Below are 14,487 nucleotides of genomic sequence, written 5' to 3'. Positions count from 1 at the left end.
GTAAGCACAAGGAGCAAGTCAGATGACTCGCATACAAAAGTGGCTGCCGAAATTCGCCCTGGTGGCGACTTCGGTCATGGCCATCTCGGCGACCGCCGTGGCGGCAGAAAAACCCAACATTCTGGTGATTTTCGGCGATGACATCGGCCAGACCAACATCAGCGCCTATTCCATGGGCGTGGTGGGTTACAAGACGCCGAACATCGACCGGATTGCCAAAGAAGGCATGATGTTCACCGACTACTATGCGGAGAACAGCTGCACCGCCGGGCGCTCATCGTTCATCACCGGCCAGACGCCATTGCGTACCGGCCTGTCGAAAGTCGGTGCCCCGGGCGCCAGCGTTGGCCTGCAGGCCCGCGATATCACCATCGCCCAGGCGCTGAAATCCCAGGGTTATGCCACCGGCCAGTTCGGCAAGAACCACCTGGGCGACAAGGACGAGTACCTGCCGACCAACCACGGTTTCGACGAGTTCTTCGGCAACCTGTATCACCTCAACGCCGAAGAGGAGCCAGAGCGCCCTTACTGGCCCAAGGATGATGCCGAGTTCGTCAAGGCCAACTCCCCGCGTGGCGTGATCCACAGCTTCGCCGACGGCAAGATCGAGGACACCGGCGCGCTGACCACCAAGCGCATGGAAACCATCGACGACGAAACCACCGCCGCCGCCCAGGCGTTCATCGAGAAACAGGCCAAGGCGGACAAACCGTTCTTCGTCTGGATGAACACCACCCGCATGCACTTGTTCACCCACGTGCGTGAGTCGATGAAGGGCCAGAGCGGCATGCCCGGCAACGACTATGCCGATGGCATGATCGAGCACGACGGCGACGTCGGCAAACTGCTGAAAACCCTCGATGACCTGAAAATCACCGACAACACCATCGTCGTCTACACCACCGACAACGGCCCGAACCAGTTCTCCTGGCCGGACGCGGCGACCACGCCGTTCCGCAACGAGAAGAACTCCAACTGGGAAGGCGCTTATCGCGTACCGGCGATGATCCGCTGGCCGGGCAAGGTCAAGGCTGGCGAAGTGTCCAACGAGATGTTCTCGGGCCTGGACTGGTTCCCAACCCTGCTGGCTGCCGCTGGCGATACCGGGGTCAAGGACAAGCTGCTCAAGGGCTGGGCGCCAGTCGCCGGTGGCAACAGCTTCAAGGTGCACCTGGACGGTTTCAACCAACTGCCGTACGTAACCGGCCAGCAACCCAAGGGCGAGCGTAAGGAGTTCTACTACTTCAACGACGACGGCGTGCTGGTGTCGATGCGTTTCGGCAACTGGAAAGCAGTGTTCTGTGAACAACGTGCACCCGGCGGCTTCAAGGTCTGGAGCGAGCCGTTCGTGTGCCTGCGCGTACCAAAAATCTTCAACCTGCGCATGGACCCGTACGAGCGTGCTGACGTGGTTTCCGATCAGTACTACGACTGGACCACCAAAAACGTCTACCTGGTAGCCCAGGCGGTGACCAAGTCTGCGCACTTCCTGCAGACGTTCATCGAGTACCCACCTAGCCAGAAACCGGCGAGCTTCAGCGTCGACCAGATCCGCGCTGCGGTAGATGCAAAAATCGCTGAAAAAATGAAAGCTGCACAGTAATAGCCGCTACACCGCCGTTCACCCTCACCGGTGAACGGCGTTTTTTCTTTTTCCCCTGTGGGAGCGAGCGCCCGCTTGCGGCTTGCTCGCGATGGCCTTCACCATCCTTGGTGCCAGTGCTCTGGGTCCACCACATTTTTCAAGTTCTGTACAAGGCAACCAACAATGTCCTCACGAGTCGCCAGCAAGTCGACGGCCATTCCCGCCCCACACGCCAGTGCCCCGGCGTTGTTGATCCCGGCCCTGCTGCTATTGGTCTCGGGCGCTGCCGCGCTGGTATACCAGGTGCTGTGGATCAAGCAGTTGTCGCTGGTGGTCGGGGTCGAGGTCTACGCCATCACCACCGGCATCAGCGCATTTTTCGCCGGACTGGCCCTGGGCGGCTGGCTGTTCGGGCGCCTGGCCGACCGCCTGCAACGGCCGGTGCTGCTGTACGCCGGGCTGGAGGTGCTGGTGGCGCTGCTGGGTGTCGGTGCCACGGTGGGCATGAGCCTGGCGGCCAGCCCATTCAGTTGGCTGGCCGAGCACATCGGACTGGCAGCCTGGGTGCTGCCGTTTGCCCTGGTGGGGATTCCCGCCGTGTTGATGGGCGGCACCCTGCCGGTGCTGGTGCGCGCGCTGGCCGCCGACCCACAGCAACTGGGCAAGGCCGGCGGCCAGTTGTATGCAGCGAATACCGCCGGGGCCATCGTCGGGACCCTGCTGACCGCCTTCGTCCTGATCGCGGCCCTCGGCGTGCGCGGCAGCGCCATTGCCGCGGCCATGCTCAACCTGCTGGTCGCCGCCGGCGCGCTGTTGTGGTTTCAACGCCAACCGCTGACGGCCATCGCGGCGCCCGTGGAACGCCCACCCCAGGCCGCACCCGCGCGCCTGGCACTGTGGCTGTACTCGATCGCCGGTGGCGTGGCGCTGGGCTACGAGGTGGTCTGGTCGCAAGCGATCGTGCAATTCATGAGTACCCGCACCTATGCCTTCGCCGTGGTCCTGGCGACCTACCTGTGCGGGTTGTTCCTGGGCAGCGTGTGGATGGCCCGGCGCGTGGCGCGGGTACGCGATCCATGGGGCCTGTTCGGCTTGTTGATTGCCGGTGCGGGGCTGTTGGCACTGCTCGAAGTAGCCCTGCTGGGACGTTGGCTGGTGCTGGCGCAAACCCAGGCCGAATCAGCGGTGCTGGCCCTGGGCGCCAGTGAGTTGGTGGCCATGAGTAGCCGTTTTGCCGTGGCGGCCCTGAGTATCGTATTCCTCCCGACCTTGCTCCTGGGTGCCGCGTTCCCCCTGGCCTTGCGCCTGTGCGTGGGCCATGACCGGGTGGGCCGGGATGTCGGTGCTGTGGTGGCGTTCAATACCCTGGGTGGCATCGTCGGGGTGATGCTCTGCGGTTTTGTGCTGATACCGCTGCTCGGCCTGGTGCACACCCTGGGCCTGCTGGCACTGGTCGCTGCGGCCGTCGGTTACCTGGCTGTCAGCCGTGGCAGCGCAGTACACAAAGGCACCCGCCAGGGTGTGGTGGCTGTCGGAGTGCTGGCGCTGGGGGTCGCGCTGCTGACCCCGGTGGACAAGCTTGCGAGCCTGCTGCCAGGAGCGCGCAACGGCGAATTGGTGTTCTATGAGGAAGGTCGTGGCGGCACCGTCGCCGTGGTCACCCAGGGCAAGGGCCAGCGCGCGTTCCAGCGCCTGTACATTCAAGGCGTATCGAACACCGGCGATGCCATGCCGTCGCTGCGCTACATGCGGATCCAGGCCCTGCTGCCGCTGCTGATCCACAAGGGCGAGCCACGTTCGGCCCTGGTCATCGGCTTTGGCACCGGCATCACCGCCGGCGCCTTGCTGCAGTACCCGGGCCTGGAACGGCGGGTGGTCGCCGAGCTGCTGCCATCGGTGGTCAAGGCCGCGCCGTTGTTCAAAGGCAACTTCAACGCCGCCGCCGACCCGGCGCTGCAGGTGCGCCTGCGCGACGGTCGCCAGGAACTGCTGCGCAGCGAACAGACCTATGACCTGATCACCCTGGAGCCGCCACCGCCCTCTGCGGCCGGTGTAGTCAACCTGTACTCGCGGGACTTCTATCAACTGGCTGCCAGCCGCCTGGAAAAGAACGGCCTGGTGGCCCAGTGGCTGCCATTGCCAACCCAGAACATCGACGACTCACGGGCGTTGGTACAGAGCTTCCTTGACGTGTTCCCGTACGCCAACGTGTGGACCAGCGAGTTCCATGAAATGCTCCTGGTGGGCTCGCTCGACCCCATCGAGCTGGATGCGGCGCGGATCACCCAACGCTATGCCCAGGCAACCGTGCGCAGCACCTTGCAGGATGTCGGGGTGAGTTCGGCCGCGGCGCTGTTGGCCACCTGGGTCACCGATCGCCAGGGCCTGCAGCAGTTCGCCGGCCAGGCCCTGCCCGTCACCGACGACCAGCCGCGCATCGAGTACGCACCGTGGGTGCGCGCCAAGGAAATCAGCCGGGTACTCCCCGCCTTGCTCGACCTGCGGCGCCCGCCGGAACTGCGCAATGCCGACGCCACGTTCATCGAACGCATGAATGCCCACCAGCAGCGCCTGATGCAGTTCTACCGCGCCAGCCTGCACGCCTACGATGGCGATCGTGATGCCTGGGCCAGGGATATTCGTGAGGTGATGCAAGGGGATGCCGCCAACCCGTATTTGCGCTGGTTTGTCGGCCAGTGATATGGGAGCGAGCCGGCTCGCTCCCATCCAGGCGCTTACTTGGCCTTGAGTTTGATGTACGACTGGCCCAGGTCGTGGGCCCAGCCATCGACCACGTTCTTCACGTCGTTGGCGGTCATCACTTGCGAGTCGTTTTCCAGCGGTCTGCCGGTGCCCTTGCGGACTACCTGGGCGATCACCTTGTTGGTGCTGCCGTCGAGGAACACCGCTTCGGTGGCCAGGTCGGTTTCCTGATCGCGAATACCGGTCGCGGTGCTGACCGCCGCTGCCACCAGGGCAATCGGGATCACCTCGTAGGCTTTCAGGCCTTCGGTCTGGCTGCTGACAGCGGTGATCGCCGCACGTACCACCACCACACCCGGGCCCGGGCCGTTGGCCAATGGCAGGTTTTTACCCAGCTCGCGCTTGAGCGCCTGGTCGTAGTAGCTGGTAATGCCTGACAGCGTGCTTTGCGGGATTTTCACCGTCGGCTTGGGCTGCGGATAGAACTGGGTGGGTTCGACATAGACACTGGTGTACTTATTGATATCGAGCTTGGGGTCGACCCAACGCAACACGTCTACGCCCGACGGCGACTTGGCCTCCTTGAGCTGGCTGTAGTCCTTGAGAAACCCGGAATAGTCTTCCGGCTTGGTGATCGTGCTGGAACAGCCCACTACCCCAAGGGAGGCAATGCACAGCGTACTCATCATGAGGGCAAGCTTCATTCGGTAACTCCTGTCAAAAGGACGACAACGGTACTGGCAAACGGACTTACAGGTATAGCCAAAAGTTAAGACGATTGCTGTGACAGGCTCTGAAAATTCACAAACAACTGTAGGATCGATCACAAGCGCTATTTGACAGACGCACCCCATGCAGCAAAGCTGCACGACAGCACTAAAAGCCTGCCTTTATGGCCAGCGCCTCTGGACTACGGAAGTCGTAATGCCCAAGCATAAGAAAAATTCGATTACACCTGACCCTGATTCGCCACCGACCCTGATTTCCCGCTACCTGTTTCCCGTCACTGCCGGCCTGTTGCTGCTGGTCATGGCGGGCCTCGGCTGGTTCCTGTTCGCCAGCAAACCGACGCCAGCGCCCTATGTAGCACCGAGCGTGGCCGCGACCCCGCCCTCCCCGGTCGCGACCCCTCTGCCGCCGGCCCGCATGGTCGACGAGCAGCAATGCCAGGCTTGCCACACCGAGCAGGTCAAGGACTGGCAAGGCTCCCATCACCAATTGGCGATGCAGGTCGCCGACGAGCAGACCGTGCTGGCCAACTTCAAGGACAGCACCTTCAAGGGCGAGAACGAGACGACCCGGTTCTTTCGCAAGGACGCTGGCTTCTGGGTCAATACCCCGGGCGCCGACGGCAAGAACGCCGACTTCAAGGTGGCCTACACCTTCGGTATCGCGCCGCTGCAGCAGTACCTGATCGAAGTCGGTGAAGGCCGCCTGCAAGCCTTGGGCGTGGCCTGGGATACCGAGAAGAACCGCTGGTTTCACCTGTATCCGGGCCAAGGCGTGAGCTTCAAGAATCCGCTGCACTGGAGTAAACCCAGCCAGAACGCCAACTTTATGTGTGTGGAGTGCCACACCACCGGGTACCAACGCAATTTCGACGCCGCGAGCAATTCCTTTGCCAGCCAGTGGAACAGCCTGGGTGTCGGTTGCCAGGCGTGCCACGGTCCGGCCTCCAATCACCTTGAATGGGCGGCGAAAAAGGGCGACCTGATCCACGCAGGCTTTGCCGTCGACCTCAAGGACAAAAACGCCACCACCGAGATCGAGACCTGCGCCCGCTGTCACTCCCGGCGTGCGCCCCTGGGCGATGGCTTCACCGTCGGCAAACGGTTGATGGACGACTACCTGCCCAGCGTACTGACCCGCGAACTGTACGCGCTGGATGGCAAGATCAAGGATGAAGTGTTCGAACACGGCTCGTTCCTGCAGAGCAAGATGTTCGACAAGGGCGTGCGCTGCAGCAACTGCCACAACCCCCACAGCAACGAGCTCAAGGCGCCGGGCAATGGCGTCTGCCTGCAATGCCACAACACGGCCGGCAAGACCACGCTCCCAGGCGTCGACGGCAAGGGCCTGCAAGCCAAGAACTATGACTCCCCCGAACACCATCGCCATGCCGCAGGCCAGCCAGGCTCGCAGTGCGTGGATTGCCACATGCCGGGCAAGTTCTACATGGGCAACGACTTTCGCCATGACCACAGCTTCAGCATCCCCAATCCCGAGCGCGCAAAAAAACTCGGCACCCCGGATGCCTGCCTGACCTGCCATCAGGGCAAGGCCGGGGACAAGGTCACAGAGCAATTCAAACTGTGGAACGCCAACCCGGCGGCCCAGGCTGCGCGTTATGACGAAAGCCTGTGGCTGATCCGCAACGGCCAGCCGGGCGCCGCCCAAGCGCTGTACGAGCAATTGCAGCGCAGCAACCTGCCCGCCATCCAGCGCGCCACCCTGTTGGCCGAACTGGTGCTGTACCCAAGCGAACAGGCGCTGAAGCTGGCGACCAAAGACCTGGGCAACAGCGATCCACAGGTGCGTGAAAGCGCGATACGCGCGGTCAGCGGTTTCCTTCCGGCCCCTGAGCGCGTGCCGCTGTATACGCCACTGCTCAGTGACCCGGTCAAGGCCGTGCGTATCGCCGCCGCCCGTGACCTGCTGGCGGCCGGCAACCAATTGGGGGCCGCCCAGCCGCGCTGGAAGGCCGCCATCGACGAGTACGAAAAGGTCCAATTGAGCCTGCTCGAACGCGCCGAAGCCAACCTCAATCTGGCCATGCTCTATCAGGCCAGTGGACGGACTGCCGAAGTCGAGCCGATGTTACGTGCGGCGATCCAGCGCGACGGCGATTTCTTCCCGGCGCTGGTGACCCTGGTGCAATGGCTGGAATCGCGTGGTCGGGCGCAGGAAGCCCAGGCACTGTTGGCCCAAGGCCTGAAGGCGCATCCGGACTCGGCGCTGCTCCAGCACACCCAGGGCCTGGCCCTGATCCGAGCCGGCAACACCGCGCAAGCCATGTCAGCCTTGCGCAACGCCGCCCGCCTGGAGCCGCTGAACGCACAGTACGGCTATGTGCTGGCCGTGGCCTTGTACGACGGTGGCAAGATCGACGAAGCCTGCGCGCAACTGGAGCAACTGATCAAACAACAACCGGCCAACCGCAACGCCCGGTTGTCACTGATCCAGTACTACCTGGACAACGGCCAGGAGCCCAAGGCCCAGGTCTTGCTGCAAGGCTGGAAGAAGCTCAATCCGGGAGACCCGGCGCTGAAATGACCTGCAGAATCTGCGTGTATCCATAGCACGCTGTGGGAGCCTGCTAGTGATGGGGCCGGTTCATTCGACATCTATAGTGCCTGACCCATCGCTATCGCGGGCAAGCCGCAAGCGGGCGCCCGCTCCCACAGTGATTTTGGCTGTTCACAGATTCTGTATACACCACATCAAACCTGTGGGAGCGGGCTTGCCCGCGATGAGGCCGGTACATTCAATATCCATGGCGCCTGACATACCGCCATCGCGAGCAAGCTCGCTCCTACAGGTGTCAACCCTGGATCATTGAGGTGAGCTCAGGCCTCACCCGCCAGGCGTCGGCGAAACAAGGGCCGCGGCTCGATTGCCGAGCGGCCATACGTCACGCTCATGCCCGCCAGTCCCTTGAGGGCGTCCTCGGCGCATTTGTCTTCGCGCACGGCAAACGCATCAAATCCGCACTGGCGCATGTGGCTTAACTGGTCACGCAGCACATCGCCAATCGCCCGCAGCTCCCCGGCCCAGCCCAGGCGTGTGCGCAGCAGGTAGGCCTGGCTGTAGGCGCGCCCGTCGCGAAAGTTGGGGAACTCCAGGGCAATCATCGGCAACCGATTGAGCCAGGGCGCGAGGCTTTCGACTTCGTCGTCCGGGCCCAGCCACACCGCGTCGAACACCGGGTGATGCTCGATGCGGCGTTTGAGCCACAGCGCCAGGGGCAATATCAGTGGGCCACAGGGCAAATCACCGCTCGGGTCCTTGATCAAGGTCCAGCGATCGCCTGGCTCGTGCGTTGCCAACCCGTCCCGCAGCCGCAGCAGGTTGTTCATGCCGCCCCCTCCTGCTGTGCATACACCTGTTCCTTGAACGGCTCCAGGCCGATGCGCTGCACAGTGTCGACAAACTGCTCCTCTGGTTCGCGATAACGGACGAAGGTGGCAACGATCTGCTCGATCACCCCGGGCACCTCGGCAGCGCTGAACGAAGGCCCCATGACTTTGCCCAGTGCACTGTGCTTGCCCTGGGAGCCACCGAGGGTGACCTGGTACCACTCGCTGCCGCTCTTATCGACCCCCAGGATGCCAATGTTGCCGATATGGTGATGGCCGCAGGCATTCATGCACCCGGAAATGTTCAGGCTGATATTCCCCAGGTCATGCAGGTAATCCAGATCCTCGAAGCGCACTTGAATCCCTTGGGCGATGGGGATCGACTTGGCATTGGCCAGCGCACAGAAGTCGCCGCCCGGGCAGGCGATGATGTCGCTCAGCAGCCCGACATTGGCAGTGCCCAGCCCGGCCTCGCTGGCCAGGCACCACAAGGCGTAGAGATCACGCTTGGGCACATCCGGCAGGACGATGTTCTGTTCGTGGGCAATGCGGATCTCGGCGAAGCCAAACCGCTCGGACCACTCGGCGACAGCGTCCATCTGCTGGTCGCTGACATCACCCGGCGGCGCGCTGATCCCCGGTTTGGTCGACAGCACCACGCTGGCGTAGCCGGCGATTTTATGCGGCTGCACGTTGCGCGAGACCCAGCGGGCGAAGGCCGGATTTTCGGCCAGGCGCGTGCCGAAATCCAGATCGGTGTCGGCCAGTCGAACGTAGTTCGGTGCGACGAACGCGCTGGCGACACGCTGGTACTCTGCCTCGGTGAGTTGTGCCGGACCGTCCCTGAGGTACTGCCACTCCTCTTCCACTTCCCGGGCAAAGGCCTCGATTCCCAGGGCCTTGACCAGGATCTTGATCCGCGCCTTGTACTTGTTGTCGCGCCGGCCGTGACGGTTGTAGACCCGCAACACCGCTTCGACATAGGACAACAGGTGCTGCCAAGGCAAGCCCTCGCGAATCGGCAGGCCGAGGATCGGCGTACGCCCCAGGCCGCCGCCGACGATCACCCGCAGCAGCATCTGCCCCGACTCGTCAGGGTAAAGATAGAGGCCGATGTCGTGCATCATGATCGCTGCGCGATCCTCCTCGGCGGAGCAGATGGCGATCTTGAACTTGCGTGGCAGGAACAGGAATTCCGGGTTGATGGTCGACCACTGCCGCAGGATTTCGGCCAGCGGTCGAGGGTCGATCAACTCGTCGGCCGCCACGCCGGCAAAGGCTTCGGTGGTGATGTTGCGCACACAGTTACCGGAGGTCTGGATCGCGTGCATCTCGACCTCGGCCAGGCGCTGGAGGATGTCCGGCACCTGGGCCAGTTCGATCCAGTTGAACTGCAGGTTCTGCCGGGTGGTGAAGTGCCCGTAGCCGCGGTCGTAATCCCGGGCAATGCTGGCCAGCGTACGCATCTGCCGGGCACTCAAGGTGCCGTAGGGAATGGCGACGCGCAGCATGTAGGCATGCTTTTGCAGGTACAGGCCGTTTTGCAGGCGCAATGGCAGGAACTCTTCCTCGCTCAAGGCACCGGCCATGAACCGCTGCACCTGATCGCGAAACTGCGCGACCCGCTCTAACACCAAGGCCCGGTCGTAGTCATCGTATTGATACATGTCGCTACCTCATCAGGATTGACCCTCGCCCCGGGGGTTTGGCGGGGTTCTTGTGTGAGGAGGACTATGGGACAACAGCTCAGCGCGTTACAGATTCAGCTAAAAACTAAAAAACCATATCAGCTCGCGGCAGATCACCGCAGACACGGGGAAAATCTGCTCCGCATTAATGCAGTTTTTCTGAGCCTGTTTTGTTTCTTCACGGTTTCCTACAGTTCGCACCATGCCAGACCGGGTGGCCTGGCAAGACTTTGCAACCGTGGAAGCAATGACCATGAGCACAGCTACAATCGGACAGGCCTATAACTACAAGGTCGTCCGCCAATTCGTCGTGGCAACCGTCGTATGGGGCGTTATCGGGATGGCGATGGGCGTATGGATCGCCTCGCAACTGGTGTGGCCGGAGGCGAACCTCGATTTGCCCTGGACCACCTTCGGGCGCTTGCGTCCGCTGCACACCAGCCTGGTGATTTTCGGCTTTGCCGGCAGCGCGCAATTCGCCGCCAGCTACTACGCGGTGCAGCGCACCTGCCAGGTGCGACTGTACAGCGACAAGCTCGCAGCCTTCACCTTCTGGGGCTGGCAATCGGTGATCGTCAGCATGCTGGTGACCCTGCCGCTGGGCTATACCACCACCAAGGAATACGCCGAGATCGAGTTTACCGGCGCGGTATGGATGACCGTGGTGTGGGTGGCCTACGCCATCGTGTTCTTCACCACCGTGGTGCAGCGCAAGACCAAGCACATCTACGTCGGCAACTGGTTCTTCGGCGCCTTTATCGTGGTGATCGCCATGCTGCACGTAGTCAATCACCTGTCGATCCCGGTGGACTGGTTCAAGTCCTACCCGGTGTATTCCGGTGCGACCGATGCCATGGTCCAGTGGTGGTACGGGCACAACGCGGTGGGCTTCTTCCTGACCACCGGCTTCCTGGGCATGATGTATTACTTCGTGCCGAAACAGGTCGGTCGCCCGGTGTATTCCTATCGGCTGTCGATCGTGCACTTCTGGGCCTTGATCACCCTGTACATCTGGGCCGGCCCGCACCACCTGCACTACACCGCGCTGCCCGACTGGGCGCAATCGCTGGGCATGGCCATGTCGCTGATCCTGCTGGCACCGAGCTGGGGCGGCATGATCAACGGCATGATGACCCTCTCCGGCGCCTGGCATAAGCTACGCACCGACCCGATCCTGCGCTTTCTGGTGTTGTCGCTGGCGTTCTACGGGATGTCGACCTTCGAAGGCCCGATGATGGCGATCAAGACGGTCAATGCCCTGTCCCACTACACCGACTGGACCATCGGCCACGTGCATGCCGGCGCTCTGGGCTGGGTAGCGATGATCACCTTCGGCGCCACCTATCACATGATCCCGAAAATCTTCGGCCGTGAGCAGATGCACAGCATTGGCCTGATCAACGCGCACTTCTGGCTGGCGACCATCGGCACCGTGCTGTACATCGCCTCGATGTGGGTCAACGGCATCACCCAGGGCCTGATGTGGCGCGCGATCAACGACGACGGCACCCTCACCTACTCCTTCGTCGAGGCGCTGCAGGCCAGCCATCCGGGCTTCATCGTGCGGTTTGTCGGCGGGGTGTTCTTCTTGAGCGGCATGTTGCTGATGGCCTACAACACCTGGCGTACCGTGCGGGTGGCCGACGTGCGGATGGCCGAACGCGAAGCGCAGATTGCCTAGGAGGTCACCATGACCGAACTACTGCTCAACAGCCTGGGCGTGGCGTTCCTGTGGTTCGCCATCGAATACTGCCTGCGCCACCAGACCGCCAGGAGCCTGGACGAAGCCAGCTTGATCCCCTTTGCCGACGACCCTGAAGTGGCACGGCGGGTCGAACTGGCCACCGGCAAGAAAGTCAACGCCGTGGCGCCTGAGATAGCGAAACCGGGCTGGGGCAACATCGACCTCTAAGCCCTGGGCCATGTGGGAGCGGGCTTGCCCGCGAAAGCAGTGTGTCAGTCGATGATGATAGTGGCTGTACCGACGCCTTCGCGGGCAAGCCCGCTCCCACAGGAACAGGTCGTTAGCCGCGTTCGCGGGGGATCAGGCTCTGCAACTGCTGGGCCAGGAAGTTTGCGTCAAAGGTGAAGGTGTCGGGGTCTTTCAGGCCATTGGTCTTGCGCCACTGCCAGCCGCTCGAGGGCGGCTGGCACACCAGTGACACGCTGCCGTAGCGGGCCGCGGTCAAGCCCATCACCGCCAGGGAGATCAGGCCTGCCGCGCCCATCACCTCGGGCACGAACTCCACTGGCTTGCCGGCAATCAGGATGCTCAGCTTCTCGGTGTTGAAGGTCGAGCTTTCCACCGGCACGCTCGCGCCAAACGCCACATAGGCCTCACGACTGACCTCCAACAGGTCCGGTGCCTTGACCGGCGCCAGCCACTGCTCGATCTGGTCGAACAACTCAGCAATGCGCGTGGTCCACACGGCCGACTGGTTTTCAAACAGCTGCTTCTTGTGCGCTTCGCTTTCTGCGTAGTGGCGAAGCATCTCACCCAGTTGCTGTACGTCGTCCATTGCGCTGTTCCTTGGATAAACCGGTGTTACGGACATTGAGCATGGCAGATGTGCGCGGCGGGCGTACGACTAACCGCCGGACGAGCGATTGCAGCGCCAGCCAATCGCGGGCACTGTAGGCGCCAGCACATCAACCATCCAGGGGAGCACCGCATGCGTACCATAGGCCTGATCGGCGGCATGAGCTGGGAGTCCAGCGCCGAATATTATCGTCTGATCAACCAGCAGGTGCGTGACCGCCTCGGCCCACTGCGCTCCGCCCGCCTGCTGATGTACAGCGTCGACTTCGGGCCGGTCGAACAGGCCCAGCATGCTGGACGCTGGGACGACGCGGCGCAGATACTGGTGGACGCCGCCCGCCGCTTGCAAGCCGGCGGTGCCGAGTGTGTGGTGCTCTGTACCAACACCATGCACAAGGTGGCCGGGCAGATCCAGGACGCAATCAGCGTGCCCTTCCTGCACATTGCCGACCCGGCCGGGCAAGCGGCAGAGGCTGCCGGTCACCTGAGCGTCGGCCTGCTGGGTACCGCCTTCACCATGGAACAGGACTTTCTCAAGGAGCGGCTCACGGCCCGCGGGCTGCAGGTGCTGGTGCCGGACGCGGCGGACCGCCAGGCGGTGCACCGGATCATCTACGACGAACTGTGCGTGGGGGTCATTAGCGAGGAGTCCCGCGCCACCTACCAGCGGGTGATCCAGACCCTGGCCGAGCGCGGCGCCCAGGCGATCATCCTCGGTTGCACGGAAATCAGCCTGCTGATCAAACCCGAGCACAGCGCCCTGCCCTTGCTCGACACCACCGAGTTGCACGCCCGTGCAGCGGTGGCCTTCGCCCTCGGCGACTGACTCACGCCGACTCGGGGCCATGGCGCAAGCGCGCCATGGCCAGGGCGTCCACCAGCACGCCATCGCGCACCGCATACTGGCGCAGCAGCCCTTCGGTCTCAAAGCCGAACTTGCGGTACAAGCCGATCGCCGCCTGGTTATCGGCATACACCGTCAATTCCACGCGCTGCACATTCATCCAGTTATCCGCCAGGTCCAGCACCGTCGCCAGCAAGCGGCTGCCCAGGCCCTGGCCTTGCCAGGCTTGCGCGACGCCCATGCCAATGTTGGCGCAGTGGCTGCGGCGGATTCGGGAAAACTGCTCCAGGCCGATATTGCCGATCACCTGTCCCTGATGCAGGGCCACCAGTTGCACCACCCGCTCGTTGTCGGGAGCCAGGCGCTTGCGCCAGACCTCGGTCGATTGAAACGGCATCTGCAGGACCTGACGGGCAACCGCCGGGTCGTTGTACAGCGCGGTGATACCTTGAATGTGGGCTTCGCAAAAACGCTCGATGGTGACGCTGGGATCGCTACTGGACACGGTTATCTTCCTTGAAAGTGGCAGGCCGTCGAGTCTAAACCGGCCAGCGCCTTGCTGACGACCGGCATTTCACCTGGGGTCTAAGAGGCCTGGGTTTTTACAGCCAATTGGTCGTTGGCCGGTGCCGGCGAGCGGCCTATCCTGCATGGGTGTCCATGGGATTGGAACGAGGGTCTGTGACATGTCCAAGCCAATGCTCGAAAAGTTTGCGCCGTGCTGCAGCGATGAACGGGGTCGACAGTTGCAGCAGATCGTCGACACCCTGCGCCTGGCCCCCGGCAACGACCGCTACCTGGCAGACCGCTGCCCCGATGACGACAGTCGCTGGAGCCAGAGTGCCCACTGGCAATCCGAGGCGGCCATGCAGGCGCACTTCGACGGGCCTCAGGTGCAGGGAATCATCGGGCAGTTGGATAGCCGCCTGGCCAATTCCCTGGACTTTAGTGGGTTTGCTCTGGTTTGAGTTTTGCGGCTGCTGCGCAGCCGAACGCCGCCTCGCGGGCTCGGTAGCTGCTACAAAGACAAGGCATAAAAAAAAGCCCCGGCT

Annotated in this window: 12 protein-coding genes; 7 read left to right on the top strand and 5 right to left on the bottom strand. The window is 62.8% G+C overall.

Translation table 11 applies throughout. The features are described 5' to 3' along the window. Positions 1–22: 22 nt before the first annotated feature. Complete coding sequence (locus PspS04_RS13525) at positions 23–1,603, top strand: arylsulfatase (protein WP_095168783.1); 1,581 nt, start codon at positions 23–25, stop codon at positions 1,601–1,603. A 165-nt stretch (positions 1,604–1,768) separates the two neighbouring features. After that, positions 1,769–4,285, top strand: coding sequence for a fused MFS/spermidine synthase (locus tag PspS04_RS13520; protein ID WP_159995839.1), 2,517 nt, complete (start codon positions 1,769–1,771; stop codon positions 4,283–4,285). Between the two features lie 35 nt (positions 4,286–4,320). Here PspS04_RS13520 and PspS04_RS13515 read toward each other — a convergent pair whose 3' ends face one another. Continuing rightward, the gene (locus tag PspS04_RS13515; protein WP_095168785.1) at positions 4,321–4,992 is read right to left on the bottom strand and encodes a DUF3313 domain-containing protein; all 672 of its coding nucleotides are present in this window, start codon (positions 4,990–4,992) and stop codon (positions 4,321–4,323) included. A 220-nt stretch (positions 4,993–5,212) separates the two neighbouring features. On the opposite strand from PspS04_RS13515, the gene PspS04_RS13510 reads away from it, so the two are divergent. Beyond that, on the top strand, positions 5,213–7,561 hold the full coding sequence (locus PspS04_RS13510) for a tetratricopeptide repeat protein (RefSeq protein WP_159995837.1): 2,349 nt from the start codon (positions 5,213–5,215) through the stop codon (positions 7,559–7,561). A 293-nt stretch (positions 7,562–7,854) separates the two neighbouring features. Here PspS04_RS13510 and PspS04_RS13505 read toward each other — a convergent pair whose 3' ends face one another. Beyond that, positions 7,855–8,364, bottom strand: coding sequence for a DUF934 domain-containing protein (locus PspS04_RS13505; RefSeq protein ID WP_159995835.1), 510 nt, complete (start codon positions 8,362–8,364; stop codon positions 7,855–7,857). Then, the gene (locus PspS04_RS13500) at positions 8,361–10,031 is read right to left on the bottom strand and encodes a nitrite/sulfite reductase (protein WP_159995833.1); all 1,671 of its coding nucleotides are present in this window, start codon (positions 10,029–10,031) and stop codon (positions 8,361–8,363) included. The genes PspS04_RS13505 and PspS04_RS13500 overlap by 4 nt, the downstream gene beginning before the upstream one ends. 274 nt (positions 10,032–10,305) lie before the next feature. Here PspS04_RS13500 and ccoN point away from each other — a divergent pair, with 274 nt between their 5' ends. Together ccoN and PspS04_RS13490 are read left to right on the top strand one after the other, a co-directional pair. Further along, complete coding sequence (ccoN, locus tag PspS04_RS13495) at positions 10,306–11,733, top strand: cytochrome-c oxidase, cbb3-type subunit I (RefSeq protein ID WP_095168790.1); 1,428 nt, start codon at positions 10,306–10,308, stop codon at positions 11,731–11,733. 9 nt (positions 11,734–11,742) lie between these two features. Further along, positions 11,743–11,964, top strand: a complete 222-nt coding sequence (locus tag PspS04_RS13490; protein WP_159995831.1) for a cbb3-type cytochrome c oxidase subunit 3 — start codon at positions 11,743–11,745, stop codon at positions 11,962–11,964. Positions 11,965–12,076: 112 nt separating this feature from the next. On the opposite strand, the gene PspS04_RS13485 is transcribed toward PspS04_RS13490, so the two are convergent. Continuing rightward, a complete protein-coding gene (locus PspS04_RS13485; RefSeq protein ID WP_159995829.1) occupies positions 12,077–12,571 on the bottom strand; it encodes a hypothetical protein in 495 nt (164 codons plus the stop codon). Positions 12,572–12,724: 153 nt separating this feature from the next. Between PspS04_RS13485 and PspS04_RS13480 the strand changes: the two genes are divergently transcribed. Then, positions 12,725–13,417: an aspartate/glutamate racemase family protein gene (locus PspS04_RS13480; protein ID WP_159995827.1), complete on the top strand. Its 693-nt coding sequence runs from the start codon at positions 12,725–12,727 to the stop codon at positions 13,415–13,417. Between the two features lies 1 nt (position 13,418). Here the strand turns inward: PspS04_RS13480 and PspS04_RS13475 are convergent, their stop codons facing one another. Next, positions 13,419–13,940, bottom strand: coding sequence for a GNAT family N-acetyltransferase (locus tag PspS04_RS13475; RefSeq protein WP_159995825.1), 522 nt, complete (start codon positions 13,938–13,940; stop codon positions 13,419–13,421). A 181-nt stretch (positions 13,941–14,121) separates the two neighbouring features. Between PspS04_RS13475 and PspS04_RS13470 the strand changes: the two genes are divergently transcribed. Then, entirely contained in the window at positions 14,122–14,403 is a 282-nt protein-coding gene (locus PspS04_RS13470) for an antibiotic biosynthesis monooxygenase family protein (RefSeq protein WP_159995823.1), read from the top strand. Positions 14,404–14,487: the final 84 nt, after the last annotated feature.

The sequence above is a fragment of the Pseudomonas sp. S04 genome (assembly GCF_009834545.1).
Taxonomy (GTDB): Bacteria; Pseudomonadota; Gammaproteobacteria; order Pseudomonadales; family Pseudomonadaceae; genus Aquipseudomonas.
Note: the sequence above shows the minus strand (reverse complement) of the source record. Positions and strands in the feature narration are given on the sequence as shown.